The organism is Paenirhizobium daejeonense (genome assembly GCF_014280875.1).
Taxonomy (GTDB): domain Bacteria; phylum Pseudomonadota; class Alphaproteobacteria; order Rhizobiales; family Rhizobiaceae; genus Allorhizobium; species Allorhizobium daejeonense.
This window is the reverse complement of record NZ_JACLAL010000006.1, coordinates 100,275-118,731: the sequence shown is the minus strand read 5'-3', so window position 1 is coordinate 118,731 and position 18,457 is coordinate 100,275. Positions and strand designations below refer to the sequence as shown.

At 61.2% G+C, this 18,457-nt stretch carries 15 protein-coding genes; 2 read left to right on the top strand and 13 right to left on the bottom strand.

Annotation, left to right across the window (positions count from 1 at the left end; genetic code table 11):
• Positions 1 to 2: 2 nt before the first annotated feature.
• The 11 genes from fhuF to chvE form a co-directional block, all read right to left on the bottom strand.
• Positions 3 to 806, bottom strand: a complete 804-nt coding sequence (gene fhuF / locus H4I99_RS24515) for a siderophore-iron reductase FhuF (protein WP_163902338.1) — start codon at positions 804 to 806, stop codon at positions 3 to 5.
• Between the two features lie 4 nt (positions 807 to 810).
• Positions 811 to 2,982 carry a TonB-dependent siderophore receptor gene (locus tag H4I99_RS15750; protein ID WP_163902340.1) on the bottom strand — a complete coding sequence of 724 codons (2,172 nt, stop codon included), beginning with the start codon at positions 2,980 to 2,982 and terminating at the stop codon, positions 811 to 813.
• A 155-nt stretch (positions 2,983 to 3,137) separates the two neighbouring features.
• Positions 3,138 to 3,779, bottom strand: a complete 642-nt coding sequence (locus H4I99_RS15745) for a 2-dehydro-3-deoxy-6-phosphogalactonate aldolase (protein WP_163902342.1) — start codon at positions 3,777 to 3,779, stop codon at positions 3,138 to 3,140.
• Between the two features lie 14 nt (positions 3,780 to 3,793).
• Positions 3,794 to 4,714 carry a 2-dehydro-3-deoxygalactonokinase gene (locus H4I99_RS15740; protein WP_163902344.1) on the bottom strand — a complete coding sequence of 307 codons (921 nt, stop codon included), beginning with the start codon at positions 4,712 to 4,714 and terminating at the stop codon, positions 3,794 to 3,796.
• Positions 4,715 to 4,729: 15 nt separating this feature from the next.
• Positions 4,730 to 6,244 carry an aldehyde dehydrogenase (NADP(+)) gene (locus H4I99_RS15735; protein WP_163902346.1) on the bottom strand — a complete coding sequence of 505 codons (1,515 nt, stop codon included), beginning with the start codon at positions 6,242 to 6,244 and terminating at the stop codon, positions 4,730 to 4,732.
• 21 nt (positions 6,245 to 6,265) lie between these two features.
• On the bottom strand, positions 6,266 to 7,195 hold the full coding sequence (locus tag H4I99_RS15730) for a Gfo/Idh/MocA family protein (RefSeq protein WP_163902348.1): 930 nt from the start codon (positions 7,193 to 7,195) through the stop codon (positions 6,266 to 6,268).
• A 10-nt stretch (positions 7,196 to 7,205) separates the two neighbouring features.
• Positions 7,206 to 8,951: an L-arabinonate dehydratase gene (gene araD, locus H4I99_RS15725; RefSeq protein WP_163902350.1), complete on the bottom strand. Its 1,746-nt coding sequence runs from the start codon at positions 8,949 to 8,951 to the stop codon at positions 7,206 to 7,208.
• Between the two features lie 70 nt (positions 8,952 to 9,021).
• Complete coding sequence (gene araD1, locus H4I99_RS15720; protein WP_163902352.1) at positions 9,022 to 9,987, bottom strand: AraD1 family protein; 966 nt, start codon at positions 9,985 to 9,987, stop codon at positions 9,022 to 9,024.
• Between the two features lie 10 nt (positions 9,988 to 9,997).
• Positions 9,998 to 11,209 (bottom strand): multiple monosaccharide ABC transporter permease, encoded by a 1,212-nt coding sequence (gene mmsB, locus H4I99_RS15715; protein ID WP_163902354.1) that lies wholly within the window; start codon positions 11,207 to 11,209, stop codon positions 9,998 to 10,000.
• On the bottom strand, positions 11,209 to 12,744 hold the full coding sequence (gene mmsA / locus H4I99_RS15710) for a multiple monosaccharide ABC transporter ATP-binding protein (protein WP_163902356.1): 1,536 nt from the start codon (positions 12,742 to 12,744) through the stop codon (positions 11,209 to 11,211). Before mmsA ends, mmsB begins: the two co-directional genes overlap by 1 nt.
• A gap of 114 nt (positions 12,745 to 12,858) precedes the next feature.
• Entirely contained in the window at positions 12,859 to 13,929 is a 1,071-nt protein-coding gene (chvE, locus tag H4I99_RS15705; RefSeq protein WP_163902357.1) for a multiple monosaccharide ABC transporter substrate-binding protein, read from the bottom strand.
• Between the two features lie 170 nt (positions 13,930 to 14,099).
• Between chvE and H4I99_RS15700 the strand changes: the two genes are divergently transcribed.
• Both H4I99_RS15700 and H4I99_RS15695 read left to right on the top strand, forming a co-directional pair.
• Positions 14,100 to 15,047, top strand: a complete 948-nt coding sequence (locus H4I99_RS15700) for a LysR family transcriptional regulator (RefSeq protein WP_163902359.1) — start codon at positions 14,100 to 14,102, stop codon at positions 15,045 to 15,047.
• 100 nt (positions 15,048 to 15,147) lie between these two features.
• Positions 15,148 to 15,546 carry a DUF2794 domain-containing protein gene (locus H4I99_RS15695; protein ID WP_163902361.1) on the top strand — a complete coding sequence of 133 codons (399 nt, stop codon included), beginning with the start codon at positions 15,148 to 15,150 and terminating at the stop codon, positions 15,544 to 15,546.
• 106 nt (positions 15,547 to 15,652) lie between these two features.
• Here H4I99_RS15695 and H4I99_RS15690 read toward each other — a convergent pair whose 3' ends face one another.
• Positions 15,653 to 16,210: a GNAT family N-acetyltransferase gene (locus tag H4I99_RS15690; RefSeq protein WP_163902363.1), complete on the bottom strand. Its 558-nt coding sequence runs from the start codon at positions 16,208 to 16,210 to the stop codon at positions 15,653 to 15,655.
• A gap of 188 nt (positions 16,211 to 16,398) precedes the next feature.
• Positions 16,399 to 18,276: an MFS transporter gene (locus tag H4I99_RS15685; RefSeq protein WP_163902365.1), complete on the bottom strand. Its 1,878-nt coding sequence runs from the start codon at positions 18,274 to 18,276 to the stop codon at positions 16,399 to 16,401.
• Between the last annotated feature and the right edge of the window lie 181 nt (positions 18,277 to 18,457).

Here is an 18,457-nt window from a genome sequence, read left to right as displayed (position 1 = left end):
AATCAGTTGCGGCCCTGCGGAAGCGGACAGACCATGCCGCATCCGGCAATGCCCGGCAGCGCATAGCGCAGGCAGCACACCCGGCGGCGGTCGATGGTTTCGCCACCCTGCCCGCATTCCCGCCGGATCATGCCGTGCATCGGGTTCTTCCAGCCATCCGGCCAGAACGGGTCATCAAGCAATGCCCTGCCCTCGACGGCAAGCGCCGGATCGGTGAGACGCCCAACTTCTCCGACGATCCAGCTGAGATAGCCGGCCGCATTGGCCCACAGGAGCTTGCGGCTGACGCCGGATTGCGCAGCGATTGCATCGATCAACAACTCCGCATGCTCGCGGATGACCTCGTGAAAGGCTTCGTGGACACTGGCCCCCTCGTCCTCCCGTCCCCAGTCGGAAAACACGAAGGCCCGCGGTTCGCCGCTACTGGCGTCAACGGCGAGGTTCAGGCGATCGAGACAAAGAGGCAGGATGCGCCGCAGTTCCAGCCAGGAAACGGCCGCGCCGATCATCAGGGTGCTGAAGTAATACATGGTCCACATGGAGACCACGGCCCGCCGGTCGCCATCTCCGTAACGAAGAGCGTAGCGGTCGACAAGGCCGGAGAATGTTTCCTCGCCTGTCAGTGCCCGACAGCCCAGGACTTGGGTATCATCAGGTGCGCCCAAGACAAACTTGCCGGTGCAATAGACGTATTTCGCCCCGGCCTTCCGCGCCAGTATGTCGGCAAAATCAACGATACCGGCCACGTCCTTCGACGCGGCCGGATGATCGATCACCGGTTTTTCGCTGGCGACGTCCGGGTTCACGGCCTCACCAGGTGTATTTCAGCGTGCCGACGACCTTGCGACGGTCACCATAATAGCAGGTGCCGTAGTAGCAGGTCGTCTGGTACTCGCGGTCGAACAGGTTGGTCGCGTTGACGGCAAGGCTGAGGTTGTCCGTCACCTTGTACTTAACCGAGGCATCGACCACGGTGTAGGCGTCAACCGATACGGTGTTTTCGGCATCGCCGAAGGTCTGGCCGACATAGCGCACGCCGCCACCGAGGGTAAGATCGCCGCGAATGCCGTCACCGGGGATGGTGTAGTCGAGGCATGCGGAAGCGATATGCTCAGGCACACGGTCCGGCCGGTTGCCGGCATTGCCGCTGATGCCGTCCTCCATAATTTCGCCGTCCCAATAGGAATAGGCGAGCGTGAGGTTGAGACGATCGTTCAACGCCATCTTGCCTTCAAGCTCGATACCGCGCACCCGGACCTCGCCGATCTGGCGCTGCTCGACCGGCGAGATGTAGGTGGGCACGTTGCTCTGCGTCAGGTCGAAGAAGGCGAGCGTGAAGAGCGCGTCGAAGCTCTCGGGGCGATACTTGACGCCGACTTCATACTGGGTGCCTTCCTGCGCCTTCAGCGAACCATCCACCGCATAGCCATTGGCATTCGCAGCAACCAGCGGCTGGAAGGATTCCGAATAATTGGCGTAAACGGCCAGTTCCGGATTGATCTTGTAGGTAAGACCGACGCGCGAAGTGAAGGCCTTTGCCGTGTCGTCGTCCTGCAGGCCGGTATCCAGATAATCGGCCACCGTGTTGACGTAATCGTAGCGGCCGCCAAGCGTCAGGATCCAGCGATCGTCGAATGTCAGCTGTTCCTGTGCGTAGATGCCGAGCGCCTTCTGCTTCACACGCCAGTCGACATAAGGTCCGAGCGTGATGCAGCTTCGGCCGCAATAGACGGGATCGTAGATGTCGATGCCCGGCGCCGTGCCGATATCGATATCTTCCCGGGTGTTGTCGTAGGTGTAGTCGAGGCCGACCAGCGTCTTGCTGTCGAACGCCTGCCAGCTCGCATCGTACTGGAGCTGATTGTCGATCGTGAAGCGATAGCCGCTGCTGTAGACCTGAAATGCCGTGCGATCGTCGGCCGGATCGGTCGTGCCGCCATAGACCTGCTCGTAATCGAGATCGATATGGCTGTAGCGGGCGTTCTGACGGAAGGTCAGGCCGTTGTCGAACTCATGCTCGAACTGATAGCCGAGATCGGTCTGAGTGGTATTGAACTTGTTGTATTCGGGCTCGCCAAGGAAGGTATCGAGGTCCATCTCGACGCCTTCGAAGAAGCCATAGGACAGGCTGCTGTCACGCTTCGAATAGTCCGTGAGGATGGTGAGCGAGGTGCCTTCCTCGGGCTTGATGGTCAAGGCCGGGGCGATATAGAGACGGTCGTCGTTGGAATAATCGTAGCTGTTTGCCGCATCCTGCCACTTGCCGGTGAAGCGGTAGCTCCAGACATTGCTGTCACCGATAGGACCGCCGAAGTCGGTGCCGGTCTCGATGTGCTCGTCGCCGAAGGTGGTGTAGACCTCCGCGTGGAATTCATCCTGCGGGCGCTTGGTGATGGCGTTGACCAGACCGCCGGGACCATTCAGGCCGAACAGGGTCGATGTGGAACCCTTGAGCACCTCGACGCGCTGCAGGCCATAAGGCTCGAGGCGGCTTGCGGTGAACCATGCCGGGATGCGGGCCGGGAGGCCATCGCGGTAGCTGCCGAGCGCAGTCTGGTCGAAGCCGCGAATGCGGAGGTAATCGTAACGATCGTCAGACCCGAACTCGTCCACGAGAACGCCTGCCGTATAGGAAACAGCCTGCTGAATGTTCTCGACCCCGCGTGTCTCCATTTCCTTCTGGGTCACGACCGAAACGGAAGCCGGCGTGTCGAGGATCGGAGTGTCGGTTTTTGTGCCTGTCGCCGACTCGCTCGCGACCACCGTCGCATCAGGGCCAATGGGTCGCTCCTGCTTTCCTGTCACCACGATGGGCTTCAGTTCGGTGGATGCTTCCTGGGCTGCATCCTGCGCAACCGTACCCACTGCGGCAGCAAACAGCGAGAGTGTCGCCGCGCCCGCAAGAATGGCTTTGCGCCTCGCGCCTGGCACCTTTCCGGTTAAACCCGTTCCGACCGCCGGTTGATCATTCAGCCGCTTCATAGACCTCTCCTGTTCATGTCCGTCCACAGGCTCGCTGCGGGTTTCCCCCACCGCGTTGCGAACGAGTGGACACTATAAAGTGAACGAAAAGAGTCAACTTTAAACTTGATAAAAAAGGAAGAGATTAACAGCTCTTCCCTTTCATCAAGGCGATGTCAACCGGCCGAAACCGCCTCATCATAGGCGACTATGGTCTTGACCGCCCGCTCCTCGACGACAGCGGCATCGTATCCCGGTTTGTAGAGGCTGGAACCAAGCCCGAAGCAGGTGACGCCGACCTTGAGGTAGGCGGAAAAATCGGTCTCGGAAACGCCGCCGACGGCACCGATCGGCAGGCCGGCAGGCAGGATCGCGCGGATCGCATTGATGCCCTGAGCGCCAAGCACGCTGGCCGGGAAGAACTTGAGCGCCGCAGCACCGGACTTGGCAGCGAGAAGTGCCTCGGTCGGTGTGAAAACGCCCGGCATGGTGACCATGCCATGACCGACCGCGCGACGAATAACATCCGGCTCGACATTGGGCGTGACGAGAAGATTGCCGCCGGCATCGGCGAGACGGTCGACATTGGCGACATCGAGCACCGTCCCGGCGCCAATCAGGCAGGACGCCGACGCGCGCTTGCGTGCCTTTTCGATCGACACGAAGGCATCAGGCGAATTCAGCGGAACCTCGATCGCCTCGAATCCGGCTTCAAGCAGAACATCGACGATCGGTTCGATTTCATCCGGCCTGACGCCGCGTAGGATGGCCACCAGATTGCGCTTGAGCTGAGGCCAGGCGACTGCGGACGTTGTCATGACGGGTTACTCCTTCAGGAGACGGAAACGAGGGAGCGGGCGGCTGCGAACAGGCCCTTGCGAACGAGTTCGCCGCCATCGAGCGCCACGGCGCGGATGCCGGACAGGGCAAGCGCCCTGGTGTAGAGGTTGGCGAGTGCACCGGTGCCAATGATGTGAACGTCGCCGGCCGGCGCGTAGCGACGGCGCATGGCGGCCACTTCCGCACCGATCAGCAGGCCGGAAAGACGTGCGGCGGCGGCAGCGCCGTCCGCGGCACCGAGCAGGCCTTCCGCCCGGATCGAGAAAAGCCGAGTCGTCAGCGAGAAATCCGGTTCGGCAGCCTCCGAAACGCCCGCGGCAAAAGCCGGATGATCGGCTTCAGCGCGCGCATCTTCGGGCACGGAAAGACGCAGGATCGACTGGCGGCTCAGGAGCTGGAAAAGCTCGCCCGTCATCGCCGTGGTGAAACCGCGAACCGTTCCGGCATCAAGCTCTGCCCATTTGGAATGGGTGCCCGGCAGGCAGAAAAGTCCGCTGGCAATGCCGGATTCGATGGCGCCGGCAAGTTGGGTTTCCTCGCCACGCATCACGTCCTCGGCACCGGCCGTGCGCTGGCACACACCGGGAAGAATGAACACCCGGCGGCCGGAGTGCTCCGGCATCACGGCATGGCGGAAAAGACCCTCGAGCGGTGCGGGCGTTTCGACATAGGCTGCTTCCAGCCAGCCGCTGCGGGCTCCCGCCATGCCGGCAATCACCACAGGCAGGTCCACAGGCGCGGAAAGCGCCTGCAGATGTCCTTCCAGAACTGCACCGAAACGATCCCGTTCGAGGCGACCCATGCCGTCATCCGATTGGCGCTCTGCAAGAACCCCGCCTCCGGCATCGACGATCCAGAGACGGAAATTGCTGGTTCCCCAGTCAACGAGGGCGGCAAACGGTGAGCCGGTCATGGACGCAGGGCCTTCTTACTGCAGATCTTCGGGCAGAAGAGCGGCCGGGATATCCTGATAGCAGACCGGACGAAGGAACCGGCGGATCGCCATCGTGCCGACCGAGGTCGCGCCGAAATTGGTGGAAGCCGGGTAGGGACCGCCATGCACCATGGCATCGGCAACCTCGACACCCGTCGGGAAGCCGTTCGCCAGAATGCGGCCAGCCTTGCGCTCAAGCACGGGCAAGAGACGGCTGGCGACCGGCTCGTCACCGGCTTCAAGCTGCAGCGTCGCGGTCAACTGGCCCTCGAGGCTGCGGGCAAGCTTCACCATCTCGTCGGCGTCCTTCGCCGTAACGATGATGCCGAGCGGGCCGAACACTTCCTCGCCGAGTTCATGGTTCGCCAGCCAGTTTTCGGCCGTCGTCTGGAACAGGTAGGGCTTGGCATTGCGCAGGTCGCAGGTCGAGGTCAACACCGAGCGAACATTTTCGACGGCGGCGATGCGGGCAGCACCCTTGCGATAGGCATCGGCGATGCCGTCCGTCAGCATGGTCTGTGCGCCGACCTGGGCAAGAGCCTCTTCTGCGGTCGTCGTGAAGGTTTCAGCGTCCGTACCCTCGGTCACCACGACGATGCCCGGATTGGTGCAGAACTGACCGGCGCCATTGGTGAGAGATGCGACCCAACCCTTGGCAATCGCCTCGCCACGAGCGGCAACGGCCTCGGGAAGCAGGAACATCGGGTTGACAGAGCCAAGCTCGCCGAAAAACGGGATCGGCTCGGGGCGACGGGCGCAAAGATCGAAGAGCGCGCGGCCGGCACCGAGCGAACCGGTGAAGCCGACGGCCTTGATCAGCGGGTGCTGGACGAGCGCCGTGCCGACGTCGCGGCTTCCGCCCTGAACGAGCGAGAAGACGCCCGGATGCACACCGGTACGCTTGATCGCCGCATCGATGGCCTGGCCGACAATCTCGGCGGTGCCGGGATGGGCTTCATGACCCTTGACGACAACCGGGCAGCCGGCGGCAAGCGCCGACGCTGTGTCGCCACCGGCCGTCGAGAAGGCGAGCGGGAAGTTGGAAGCGCCGAACACGCCGACCGGACCGATCGGACGCTGGACCATCTTCAGGTCAGGACGCGGCAGCGGCTTGCGATCCGGCAGCGCCTCGTCATGGCGACGGTCGAGATAATCGCCCTTGCGGATATGGGCGGCGAACAGACGAAGCTGGCCGACGGTGCGGCCACGCTCGCCGATCAGGCGGGCCTCCGGCAGGCCACTTTCCTGCGAGCCGATCTCGGTGATCGCATCGCCGCGCGCATCGATTTCCTCGGCGATCGCCTCAAGAAAGGCGGCGCGCGATTCGCGGCTTGAATAGCCATAGGTCTCGAACGCTTCCTCGGCGGCTTTCACCGCCTGATCGACCAGAGCGGACGAACCAACGGAAAAGGAACGGACGGGGCCCGTAGCCGGCGAAGAGTCGAAGGTTTCGCTACCTGCAATCCAGTTGCCTGCGATCAGGTGCTTTCCGGTCAGTGTATAGGCCAAGACAGGGCCTCCTCGTTTTGATCAATCTTCGAAGGAAGCGACAACCTTCCGTTCACCGCAGAGGAAGGAATCCGCCACGAGTCTCAACGGTTGGTAGTCGGTATCGCTTTCACGCGCGCGGATGAGTGCGCCGAAGCGCTCGTAGATGCCAGCATATTCGCGATCGGGACCTGCCGTATGGAGCGCATCCCCGATATAGAGTTCCGAACCGCCCTTTGAAAGACGCAAAAGACCCTGATCGGTCTCAATCGTGATGTCCCAGGTCTGCGGACCTTCCTGGCGCCAGTCGAATTCGGCGCTGACGGGCGCGCCATCGACGGTGCGCATGGCAATCGAGGCGGCAATCGGCTGCTTTTTGTTTTCCGGGAATTCCAGCGTCGAGCGCTCGACGAGGATCGGACCCGGTACGACCGCAGTCAGGATCGATAACGCGTTGATGCCCGGATCGAACACGCCAAAGCCGCCCGGCTCCCAGATCCACGCCTGACCGGGATGCCAGCGGCGGACATCTTCCTTCCACACGATGGACACGGTCTTGATAGTCTTGTCCGAAAGCCAGAGCCGCGCCGGCTCGACACCGAGCGCAAAGCGCGAATGCCAGGTGGCAAACAGCGTCACGCCAGCTTCGGCAGCAAGCGCGCTCAGCGCTTCCGCTTCACCGAGCGTTGTCGCCGGCGGCTTTTCCATCAGGACATCGCGGCCGGCGGCAATCGCCTTCTTCGCCATGTCGAAGCGGACTTCCGGCGGCGTGCAAAGCGATACGACCTTTACATCCGGACGGGCGGTGAGAAAGGCATCGAAGTTTTCGAAGTTGTCGACGCCATCGACCTTGCCGTGCCGGCTGACGGCGGCGGCGAGCTCGAAATCCGCCCCCCCGGCAATCGAGGGAATGTGCTGGTCGCGGGCAATCTTGCCGACGCCCACGAGCGCCAGCGGAATACGCTTCGTCATGGGTCTCTCCTCAGTGCGAATCCTTGCCGACGGCGCTGCCGCGACAACCCTTCAGGAAGTCGAAGTCAGCGCCGGTATCGGCACCTTCGACGTGGTCGTGGAAGAGACGCTCGTAACCGCCGTTCGGGGCTTCCGAGGCCGGACGCCATGCAGCAAGGCGGCGCTGCAGCTCGTCATCCGGAATGTCGAGATGGACGCGACGATTGGCGACGTCGATCTCGATCATGTCGCCATTGCGAACCACGGCGAGCGGACCGCCGACGGCGGCTTCCGGCGAGGTGTGCAGGAGGACCGTGCCGTAGGCCGTCCCGGACATGCGGGCATCCGAGATGCGCACCATGTCGGTGATGCCCTTGCGCAGAACCTTGGGCGGCAGGCCCATGTTGCCGACCTCTGCCATGCCGGGATAGCCGCGCGGACCGCAGTTCTTCATGACCATGACGCAGTTTTCATCGATATCGAGCGCTTCGTCGTTGATCTTCGCCTTGTAGTCGTCGATGTCCTCGAACACGACGGCACGGCCGCGATGCTGCATCAGGTGCTCGGATGCCGCCGAAGGCTTCAGTACGCAGCCCTTCGGGGCGAGATTGCCCTTGAGCACGGCAATGCCGCCATGCTGGGTGAGCGCCTTTTCGACCGGACGGATGACGTCCTCGTTCCAGTTGCGAACGTCCTTGACCTCATCCCAGATTGGGCCGCCGGAGACGGTCAGCGCATCCTTGTTGAGCTTGCCGGATTCGCCGAGCATCTTCAGGACGACGGGCAGGCCGCCGGCATAGAAGAACTCTTCCATCAGGTACTCGCCCGACGGCATCAGGTTGACGATGGTCGGGATTTCGCGACCGAGGCGATCCCAGTCGTCGAGCGACAGGTCGATGCCGGTACGGCCGGCGATGGCGAGAAGGTGCACGACCGCATTGGTCGAGCCGCCGATGGCGCCATTGGTGCGGATCGCGTTCTCGAAGGCAGCCTTGGTCAGGATGTCGGAAGGCTTCAGGTCGTCCTTCACCATCTGTACAATGCGACGGCCGGAAAGCTGCGCCATGACGCGACGACGGCTATCGACAGCCGGAATAGCGGCGTTGCCCGAAAGCGTCATGCCGAGCGATTCCATCATCGACGCCATGGTCGAGGCGGTGCCCATGGTGTTGCAGGTACCGGTGGAGCGCGACATCGAGGCTTCGGCTTCCAGGAACTCTTCCTGGGTCATTTCGCCAGCCTTCACGGCTTCGGAGAACTTCCACAGATGCGTGCCGGAACCGACGCGCTCACCGCGGAAGTAACCGTTGAGCATCGGACCGCCGGAAACCATGATCGCCGGCAGGTCGACGGATGCGGCACCCATCAGCAGCGACGGCGTGGTCTTGTCACAGCCGACGAGAAGCACGACGCCATCCAGAGGTTGGCCGCGGATGGTTTCTTCCACCGCCAGAGCCGCCAGGTTACGATACATCATCGCGGTCGGGCGATAGGTGTTTTCCGAAGCCGAGAAGACAGGCACTTCGAGCGGGAAACCGCCGGCTTCCCAGACACCCGCCTTGACCTTCTCCGCCAGTTCGCGGAGATGGCCGTTGCAGGGCGTGAGGTCCGACCACGTGTTGAGGATGCCGATCACCGGGCGCCCGTCGAACAGGTCGTGCGGGTAACCCTGGTTCTTCAGCCAGCCGCGGTGATAGATATTGTCACGCGAGTTGCCGCCGTACCATTCCTGGGATCTCAGTTTGCGTGGCCAAGCTGCCGGTTTGAAAGCGCTCATGGCTTGTCTCGATTCTGTTTGGTCGAAGGGCGGGCGGCTCATGCCGCCCGATTTTGTCCAGAGGCCGCTCTCAGAGGGCCTTGACCGCCGGCATCTGCTCGGCCGCGGTCTTCAAGGGATTGCTAAGCGCAAGCCCGAACTGGGTCGCGCTGACTTCGAACACGTCGCCATCCTGCGTCTTGATGCCGTCGGCAAAGGAAAGCGTCGCCGTGCCGAACATGTGCACGTGCAGATCGCCCGGCTGGCGGAAAAGATCGTATTTGAAGTGGTGGTATTCGAGGTTGGCGATGGTGTGGGACATGTTGCCTTCTCCCGAAAGGAAGGGCTTTTCCCAGATCACCTTGCCGTCGCGCAGGATGCGCGAGGAACCCGTCACGTGTTCCGGCAGTTCACCCACCAGCAGTTCCGGACCGAAGGCGGCCGGACGCAGCTTGGAATGGGCGAGATAGAGGTAGTTGATCTTTTCCGTGACGTGGTCCGAAAACTCGTTGGCCAGCGAGAAGCCGATGCGGAACGCCGTGCCGTCCTCGCCCATCAGGTAGAAGCCGGCAATCTCCGGCTCTTCACCGCCATCGAGCGCGAAGGACGGCGACACCAGGGCTTCGCCCGGCGCAATCGCGTTGACACCCGTTCCCTTGTAGAACCATTCCGGCTGAACCCCGGTTTCGCCCGGCTTCGGCTTGCCACCCTCGATGCCCATGCGGAACATCTTCATCGAGTCGCTCATGCCGGTGGTATCGGCATGCATGCTGTCGCGGGCGGAGGCCGAACCGGTGTGGGTCAGACCCGTTCCGGTGAGGAACATGTGGGCCGGATCCGGATGACGGACAGGACAATCGAGCTTGCCGCCCGCGGCAAGTGCCGCGAGATCGACGGCATCGCCGGCGCCCTGACGCTGGATGAGGGCTCCAATCGATATCCCCGACGCGATGGCGGCTTTCGCCAGCTCGTAGGTGGAAGCGAAGCCCAGAACGAGGCGCGCAGAGTCTCCCTGGCGGCAGATGACCCCACCACCCTTCAATTGCGACAGATACATGGCCTTTACCTCAGACTGCTTTGTTCTTGTTGTAGACGTCGAAGAACACGGCAGCGAGCAGCACCAGGCCCTTGATGAGCTGCTGGTAGTCGATACCGATGCCCATGATCGACATGCCGTTGTTCATGACGCCCATGATGAAGGCGCCGATGACGGCACCCGTGATCTTGCCCACGCCACCCGAAGCCGAAGCACCGCCGATGAAGCAGGCCGCGATAACGTCGAGTTCGAAGCCCACACCGGCCTTCGGGGTCGCCGAGTTCAAGCGGGCCGCGATGATCATGCCGGCAAGAGCCGCCAGCACGCCCATGTTGACGAAGGTGTAGAAGGTCAGCCGCTCGGTGTTGATGCCCGAGAGCTTCGCAGCCTTCTCGTTGCCGCCCATCGCATAGATGCGCCGACCGATGGTCGTGCGGGTGGTAACGAAGGAATAGACCGCGATCAGCACGCCCATGACCACCAGAACATTCGGCAGGCCGCGATATGTTGCGAGCTGGTAACCGAGGAACACGGCGACCACGCTGATGATCAGCATCTGGGCGGCGAAAAAGACGAAGGGCTCGTTCGGGGTGCCGTGACGCTCGTTGATCTGGCGTTCGCGCATGCCGGAATAGATGGCGAGCGCGACGAGAACGAGCACGACGATGAGCGCGACATAGTTCTGGATAACGCTCGTTGCCGGATCCGTGAACGACAGGAAGTCCGGGATGAAGCCCGTGGACAACATCTGGAATTCCTTCGGGAACGGCCCGATCGGACGTCCCTCGAGCACAACGTAGGTCAGACCGCGGAAAACCAGCATGCCCGCCAGCGTCACGATGAAGGACGGGATCTTCTGGTATGCCACCCAGTAGCCCTGGGCGGCGCCCATGGCGGCACCGACGATGAGGCAAAGCGGCACGACCAGCGAGAAATGCCAGCCCCACTTCACCAGCATGATTGCCGATATGCCGCCGATGAAGGCGACGATCGAGCCGACCGACAGGTCGATATGGCCCGCCACGATGATCAGCAGCATGCCCAGCGCCATGATGACGATGAACGAGTTCTGCAGAACCAGGTTGGTGATGTTGACCGGGCGGAACAGCACGCCGCCGGTCATGTACTGGAAGAACAGCATGATGACCACGAGGGCCAGAAGCAGGCCGTATTCGCGGATGTTCTTCCTGAGGTAATCGCTGACGGAAACTTTCGGGGTTTCGGTTCTTGTGTCGATTGCCATTAGTGTTTTTCCCCCGAGCGCATGATGGCACGCATGATGGATTCCTGGCTCGCCTCTTCCTTCGAAAGCTCGGCAACGATCCGGCCTTCGTTCATCACGTAGATGCGGTCACAGGTTCCCAGAAGCTCCGGCATCTCAGACGAGATCATCAGGATGCCTTTGCCCTCTGCGGCTAGCTGGTTGATGATGGTGTAGATTTCGTATTTCGCACCGATGTCGATACCGCGTGTCGGCTCGTCGAGGATAAGCACCTCAGGATTGGTGAAGAGCCACTTCGACAGCACGACCTTCTGTTGGTTGCCGCCCGAAAGATTGACAGTTTCCTGATAGATCGAGTGCGAGCGGATACGCAGCTTGGTGCGGTAGTCCGACGCGATCGAGGCTTCCTTGCGGTCATCGATCACGCCATTCGCGGAAACCGCCCGCAGGTTCGCAAGCGTGGTGTTTTCCTTGATGTTGCTGTTCAGCACGAGGCCGAGATGCTTTCGGTCCTCGGTGACATAGGCGAGACCGGCATCGATCGCCCGCGGGATCGTGCTGACGTCGACCGCCTTGCCGTTCATCAACACGTCGCCGGTGATCTTGTGACCCCAGGAGCGTCCGAAAAGGCTCATCGCGGTTTCGGTACGACCCGCGCCCATGAGGCCGGCAATGCCGACGACTTCGCCCGCGCGTACGTTGAAATTGACATCGTGCAGGAATTTACGGTCGCGGTGGTTCTGGTGATAGACGTTCCAGTTCTTCACCTCGAGCAGCGTTTCGCCGATCTTCGGCTCGCGCGGCGGATAGCGATCTTCCATCGCACGGCCGACCATGCCGTTGATGATACGGTCTTCGCTGACATCACCGGTGTGACAGTCGAGCGTCTCGACCGTTCCGCCATCGCGCAGGATGGTGATCTGGTCGGCGACCTTGCGGATCTCGTTAAGCTTGTGGGAGATGATGATCGACGTCATGCCCTGCTTGCGGAATTCCATCAAGAGGTTGAGCAAGGCGTCGGAATCGGTCTCGTTGAGCGAAGCGGTCGGCTCGTCGAGGATGAGCAGGCGTACCTTCTTGGAAAGCGCCTTGGCGATTTCCACCAGCTGCTGCTTGCCGACGCCGATATCGGTGATCCGCGTCGTCGGGGAATCCTTCAGGCCGACCTTGGAGAGCAGTTCCTGAGTGCGGGAGAAGGTCTCGGCCCAACGGATGACGCCATTGGTCGCGACTTCGTTCCCGAGGAAGATGTTTTCGGCGATCGACAGGAGCGGCACGAGCGCCAGCTCCTGATGGATGATGATGATGCCGAGCTCTTCGCTATCGGAAATCGTGGAGAAATGACGGACCGTGCCGTCGAAATGAATTTCGCCTTCATAGGTGCCGGCCGGATAAACGCCGCTCAGCACCTTCATGAGGGTAGATTTGCCGGCACCGTTTTCGCCGACCAGAGCGTGGATTTCGCCTTCGCGAACCTTGAGATTGACATTGTCCAGGGCCTTCACGCCCGGAAACGTCTTGGTGATGCCACGCATCTCGAGAATGATATTATTCATGTGCAGAATTCCAGCGCGGATGCGGCAGACCAAGGCCGGCCAAAAGCGCAAGCTCCCTCAATGCGACGGGAAAAGGGTCCGCGACTGATCGCGGACCCGGCATGTCCTAAAGGATCAGTTGCCGATCTGGTCGGCCGTGTAGTAGCCGGAAGAGATCATGACGTCCTTGACGTTGCTCTTGTCGACTGCGACCGGCTTCAGCAGGTAGGACGGAACGACCTTGACACCGTTGTTGTAGGTCTTGGTGTCGTTCACTTCCGGTTCCTTGCCGTCCATGATGGATTCAACCATGTGCACGGCAACCTTCGCCAGTTCGCGGGTGTCCTTGAACACGGTCGAGTACTGCTCGTCTGCGAGGATCGACTTGACCGACGGCAGTTCGGCGTCCTGACCGGTCACAACCGGCATGACCATGTCGCCCGAACCGTAGCCAACGCCCTTGAGAGCGGACAGGATACCGATCGAGAGACCGTCATAGGGAGACAGAACGCCGTTGACCTTGGCGTCGGTGTAGGTCGAAGACAGCAGGTTTTCCATGCGGGCCTGGGCAACCGTACCGTCCCAACGCAAGGTACCGACCTGCTCCATGCCGGTCTGGCCCGACTTGATGACAATGTCACCGCTGTCGATCAGGGGCTGCAGGACGGACATCGCGCCGTCGTAGAAGAAGAAGGCGTTGTTATCATCAGGCGAACCGCCGAACAGCTCGACGTTCCACGGCTTGGTGTCGGCGAACTTTGCCTTCAGGCCGTTGACCAGGCTCGTAGCCTGCAGGACGCCAACCTGGAAGTTGTCGAAGGTTGCGTAGTAGTCGACATTGGCGCTCTCACGAATGAGGCGATCGTAGGCAATGACCTTCACGCCGGATTCGCCGGCCTTCTGAAGGATATCCGACAACGTCGTACCGTCGATCGCACCGATTACGAGAACCTTGGCACCCTTGGTAACCATGTTTTCGATCTGAGCGAGCTGATTGGGAATGTCGTCATCGGCAAATTGCAGGTCCGGCGTAAAGCCGGCTTCTTTGAACAGCTTTTCCATGGTCTCGCCGTCCGAGATCCAGCGCGTCGAAGTCTTCGTCGGCATAGAGATACCGACGACGCCCTTCGTTTCCGCGAATGCCGACGACGCAAACACGGCAACGCCGAGAGCGACAGACGCGATAAGACTGCTGATTTTCTTCATGGATTCCTCCCTTGGCTGATCGTCCGGCCCCAGCTCCTTCTGGCAACCGTACATTGCTAGAACCGGCGCTCGCCCAGGCGGCCCCCGATCTGGGGGGAGTCTTAACGGCTCGAACATATCGATCAAATGAATTATTTGACTTTCTTCATACCATAATCGATATGTCCTCCATGTCCGACATCATCGCCAACCGGCTTCTGCCGAAGCACTTCAATCTTGTCCGGGCCATCGTCGACCTCGGACAGTTGAGCCTTGCTGCCAACGCGCTTGCGCTTACCCAGCCCGCCGCATCCCGCATGCTCTCGGAAATCGAGCATATCGTCGGCAGCCCGCTTTTCAGCCGCACACCGAAGGGCATGGAACCGACGGCCGTCGGGCGCGCTCTGGCACTCAGGGCCCAGAACCTGCTCATGGAAATTCGAGAGGCTGCCCGCGAGGTCGAGGCAATCAAGCGGGGACTGTCCGGAACCGTGCGTATTGGCGCGGTGACAGGCGGGGCGGTCGGCTATGTCGTACCGGCGATCGACGTGCTGAAGGCAGAGGCGGAGACCGCAGACATCCATGTCGATGTCGCCCCGAGCGGACCGTTGATTGCCGATCTCATGGCCGGCCATCTCGATTTCGTCCTCGGGCGAATCCCTGCCGGCATCGACGCGCGCCAGTTCAACATCCAGGCATCGCTGTCCGAGGAGGTCGACCTCCTGGTGCACCAGCGTCACCCACTGGCCAACGCCGAGCATCTGACCTTTGCAGACCTGGTACACTTTCCCTGGGCCATGCAGGCGCCCGGCGCACCGGTGCGCCAGGCCGTGGAGGAAGCATTCCTGGAGCAGGGCGCTCCCATTCCCGTCAACATCGTCAACACTACCTCCCTCCTGGTGATGATCGGCATGCTCGCATCCTCGAACGCGATCGCGCCGATGTCGCGTGAAGTCTCCGACCTCCTCTGTCGCCAGACCACGGGCGCGGGGCTCTGTCAGCTCGATATCAGGGCGCCGATCAGCGTAGCTCCCTATCACCTGATCAGCATGGCCGGGAAGCGCATGTCTCCCGTTGCCCTGCGGCTGCGCGATCTGCTGCTGACCGAATTCGAAAACCGCAAGAGGCTGGGCAACTGACTTTCAGGACCGCTGGTCATCCCTCGCGAAGGCTTGCAATTTCAAATCGCTCAGGCACACTGTCATCCATCCGTCACGATGGAGACGTCGAGGAGTCTTGATGACCGATGAGCCGGATTTGCAGGGACAGTCGTCTTACAGACAGGACGGCGCACCCGCTGCCATCGTTGACCTGCAGGAATTTCGCCAAAGTCGGGATCCGCTGCCGGTCACCTTTCACCGCAGGGAACTCGATGCGATCCTCTGGATCTACGGTCGCATGGTCGGCGACGGCGAATGGCGGGACTATGCGATCGATCACCTGAAGGAAAAGGCCGTATTTTCGGTTTTCAAGCGATCCGGCGAATATCCCCTCTACAGGATCGAGAAGAACCCCAAACTCGCCGCTAAACAGGGCGCGTTTTCCGTCGTAGGCGCGGATGGCCGCATTTTGAAGCGCGGCCATGAGCTCAAGCAGGTGCTGAAGGTCTTCGACAAGGCTCTCAAGCTCGTCGACTGAGGCATTCCGCAGAACGAGTGCGTGAGGATTTACGATAAAGAAAGGGAAGACGTAAGGCGCGCGGTCCTACTGGATCGCGCTGCGCTCTGCTTTACCGGGGGGAGCCTCAGCCGGCGAACAATGTTCCCGGATAACCCTTCGGATCGGGATCGCTCGTATCACCCTCCCCCAGCGCGATCTGCATGAAGACGGTATCCAGCCATTGTTGGTGCTTGAAGCCCGTTCCGTTCAGCGTGCCGACCATCCGGAAGCCGCAGGACCGGTGAACCGCAACCGAGGCAGGACTTGCGCCGCCGATGACCGCCACCATCTGACGAAAACCAAGTGCGGTACAGCGAGAGACCAGTTCCTGCAGCAGCAGGCGACCGATCCCCTTGCCCCGACCGTTCCGGGCAATGTAGATCGAATCCTCCACCAGCCAGCGATAGGCCGGGCGAGTACGGAATGCCGAGGTGTAGGCATAACCCGCCACCGCTCCGTCCTCATCGACAGCCACAATATAGGGATAGCCCTGCCCGGTGATCGCCTGAAAGCGCCGCTGCATCTCCGCCAGATCCGGCGGGGTAATCTCGTAGCTCGCCGTGCCGTTGAGCACGGCTTCCTCATAGATCGAGGCAATGGCGGGAAGGTCGTTCGACGTAGCATCGCGAAGGGCGGGGATCATGGAAAAGCAGCCGGTATGGAACAAGTATGTTTTTTCTGTTTCACACTCATCCCGCCTATGCAAGGCGGATGACGACGCCACCATTCAGTGCATGCTGCTAGCCTGGTTTCCGGCGGAAAGTGGCTGCGGAAAAGAGAAAACCCGGCGCCTTGCGCCGGGTTTCCGAGTAGCCGGCCTGATGTGCGATATCAGGCGTTGATGTCGTTATCCTTGGTCTCGCGAAGGAAGATCATGCCGATCACGAAGGAGAAGGCAGCGATCACGATCGGGTACCAGAGGCCGTAGTAGATGTCGCCCTTGGCAGCGCTCATTGCGAAGGCCGTTGCCGGAAGCAGACCGCCGAACCAGCCGTTACCGATGTGGTAGGGCAGGGACATGCCGGTGTAGCGGATACGCGTCGGGAACATCTCGACAAGCATGGCGGCAATCGGCCCGTAGACCATGGTGACATAGATCATCAGCACGGTGAGGACGGCAATAACGCCAACCCAGTTCACACTGGCCGGATCGGCCACCATCTTGAACGCACCGCCCTTGGCGATCGTGTAGACGGGCATTTCGGTAGCGCCAGCAGCTTCTTCGGCAGTCAGAAGCTTTTCGGTGACGAGCTGGCTGGTGGCGACCGTTTCCTTTTCACCCGCGCGGACGGCTGCAGCGTCGAGAGCGAGTTCGGGGTTGGCGGCAACGAAGGCGTCAAGCTTGGAGTCAGGAACCTTCACGGGACCGCGAACCAGCGGGTAACCGTTAGCCTGCAGGGCAACGTTGATGCTCTTCTGCATGGTTGCATCATGCGCCTTGGCCTGATCCGCCGACTTGATCGAGTCATAGCTCTCGATGATTGCATCGCCGATCTTGATGGTGGCCACGGAACCGGCGGGACCTGCGACGACGTCATAGGGAACCGAGTTCTTGGTCAGCGTCGACGTTGCGATATCGCAGGAGGTTGTAAACTTCGCCGTGCCGGTCGGGTTGAACTGGAAGTTACAATCCTTCGGATCGGCAGTGACGGTTGCACGGATGTTGGCCTGGGCCGCGGCAAGCGCCGGGTTGCCGAACTCGGTCATGGCCTTGAACAGCGGGAAGTAGGTCAGCACGGCGAGCAGAAGGCCGGCCATGATGATCGGCTTGCGGCCGATCTTGTCGGACAGCCAGCCGAACACCACGAAGAACATGGTACCGATGGCAAGCGCGATCGCGACCATGATGTTTGCGTTCTGCGCATCGACCTTCAGGACGTTCTGCAGGAAGAACAGCGCGTAGAACTGGCCGGAATACCAGACCACGGCCTGGCCGGCGACAGCGCCGAGCAGGGCGAGAATGGCAACCTTGGCGTTCTTCCACTGGCCGAAAGCCTCGGAGATCGGCGCCTTGGAATGGGTGCCCTCCTCCTTCATCTTCTTGAAGGCGGGTGATTCGTTCATCTTCATGCGGATCCAGACCGAAACGCCCAGCAGAAGCGCCGAGAGCAGGAACGGAATGCGCCAGCCCCATTCAGCAAAAGCTTCGCGGCCCATGAGCGTCTGAATGCCGAGAATGATCAGCAGCGAGAGGAAGAGACCAAGCGTTGCGGTCGTCTGGATCCACGAGGTGTAGAAACCGCGACGGCCATGCGGGGCGTGTTCTGCGACATAGGTCGCTGCACCGCCGTATTCACCGCCAAGCGCCAGGCCCTGCAGCATGCGCAGCGCGATCAGGATGATCGGGGCGGCAATGCCGATGCTGGCGGACCCCGGCAGAAGACCGACCAGGAAAGTCGATGCACCCATGATCAGGATGGTGACGAGGAAGGTATACTTGCGACCCACCATATCGCCGAGCCGGCCGAACACCAGCGCGCCGAAGGGGCGCACGAGGAAGCCCGCAGCGAAGGCGAGAAGGGTGAAGATGTTACGGGTAGCTTCCGGATACTGCGAGAAAAAGGTTGCGCCGATATAAAGCGCCAGTGAACCGTAAAGATAGAAATCATACCATTCGAAGACCGTGCCAAGCGACGACGCAAAGATAACCTTGCGTTCCTCGGCGGTCATGCCACGCGGCGAGCCGCTAACGGCTGCTACATTTGCCATTGTAATTCCTCCACTGAGATAAGGCCCCCCTTCACAACGACCGACCCAATGCTCCTCCGGGTCGTTTTGTCGCGGTACAGGTTGTTAACAGACTGGCAGAAATCCGGAAAAAACAGAGAGATGCTTTGGACGTATGACTTAAGTCTAATTCCCCAGGCTCAATCCGTCGCAGATGGAACAG

Excerpts from the sequence above, each read along its gene's own strand:
- H4I99_RS15750 (WP_163902340.1), bottom strand. The coding sequence starts at position 2,982 with ATGAAGCGGCTGAATGATCAACCGGCGGTCGGAACGGGTTTAACCGGA.
- H4I99_RS15745 (WP_163902342.1), bottom strand. The coding sequence starts at position 3,779 with ATGACAACGTCCGCAGTCGCCTGGCCTCAGCTCAAGCGCAATCTGGTG.
- H4I99_RS15740 (WP_163902344.1), bottom strand. The coding sequence starts at position 4,714 with ATGACCGGCTCACCGTTTGCCGCCCTCGTTGACTGGGGAACCAGCAAT.
- H4I99_RS15730 (WP_163902348.1), bottom strand. The coding sequence starts at position 7,195 with ATGACGAAGCGTATTCCGCTGGCGCTCGTGGGCGTCGGCAAGATTGCC.
- araD (WP_163902350.1), bottom strand. The coding sequence starts at position 8,951 with ATGAGCGCTTTCAAACCGGCAGCTTGGCCACGCAAACTGAGATCCCAG.
- araD1 (WP_163902352.1), bottom strand. The coding sequence starts at position 9,987 with ATGTATCTGTCGCAATTGAAGGGTGGTGGGGTCATCTGCCGCCAGGGA.
- mmsB (WP_163902354.1), bottom strand. The coding sequence starts at position 11,209 with ATGGCAATCGACACAAGAACCGAAACCCCGAAAGTTTCCGTCAGCGAT.
- mmsA (WP_163902356.1), bottom strand. The coding sequence starts at position 12,744 with ATGAATAATATCATTCTCGAGATGCGTGGCATCACCAAGACGTTTCCG.
- chvE (WP_163902357.1), bottom strand. The coding sequence starts at position 13,929 with ATGAAGAAAATCAGCAGTCTTATCGCGTCTGTCGCTCTCGGCGTTGCC.
- H4I99_RS15700 (WP_163902359.1), top strand. The coding sequence starts at position 14,100 with ATGTCCGACATCATCGCCAACCGGCTTCTGCCGAAGCACTTCAATCTT.
- H4I99_RS15695 (WP_163902361.1), top strand. The coding sequence starts at position 15,148 with ATGACCGATGAGCCGGATTTGCAGGGACAGTCGTCTTACAGACAGGAC.
- H4I99_RS15690 (WP_163902363.1), bottom strand. The coding sequence starts at position 16,210 with ATGATCCCCGCCCTTCGCGATGCTACGTCGAACGACCTTCCCGCCATT.
- H4I99_RS15685 (WP_163902365.1), bottom strand. The coding sequence starts at position 18,276 with ATGGCAAATGTAGCAGCCGTTAGCGGCTCGCCGCGTGGCATGACCGCC.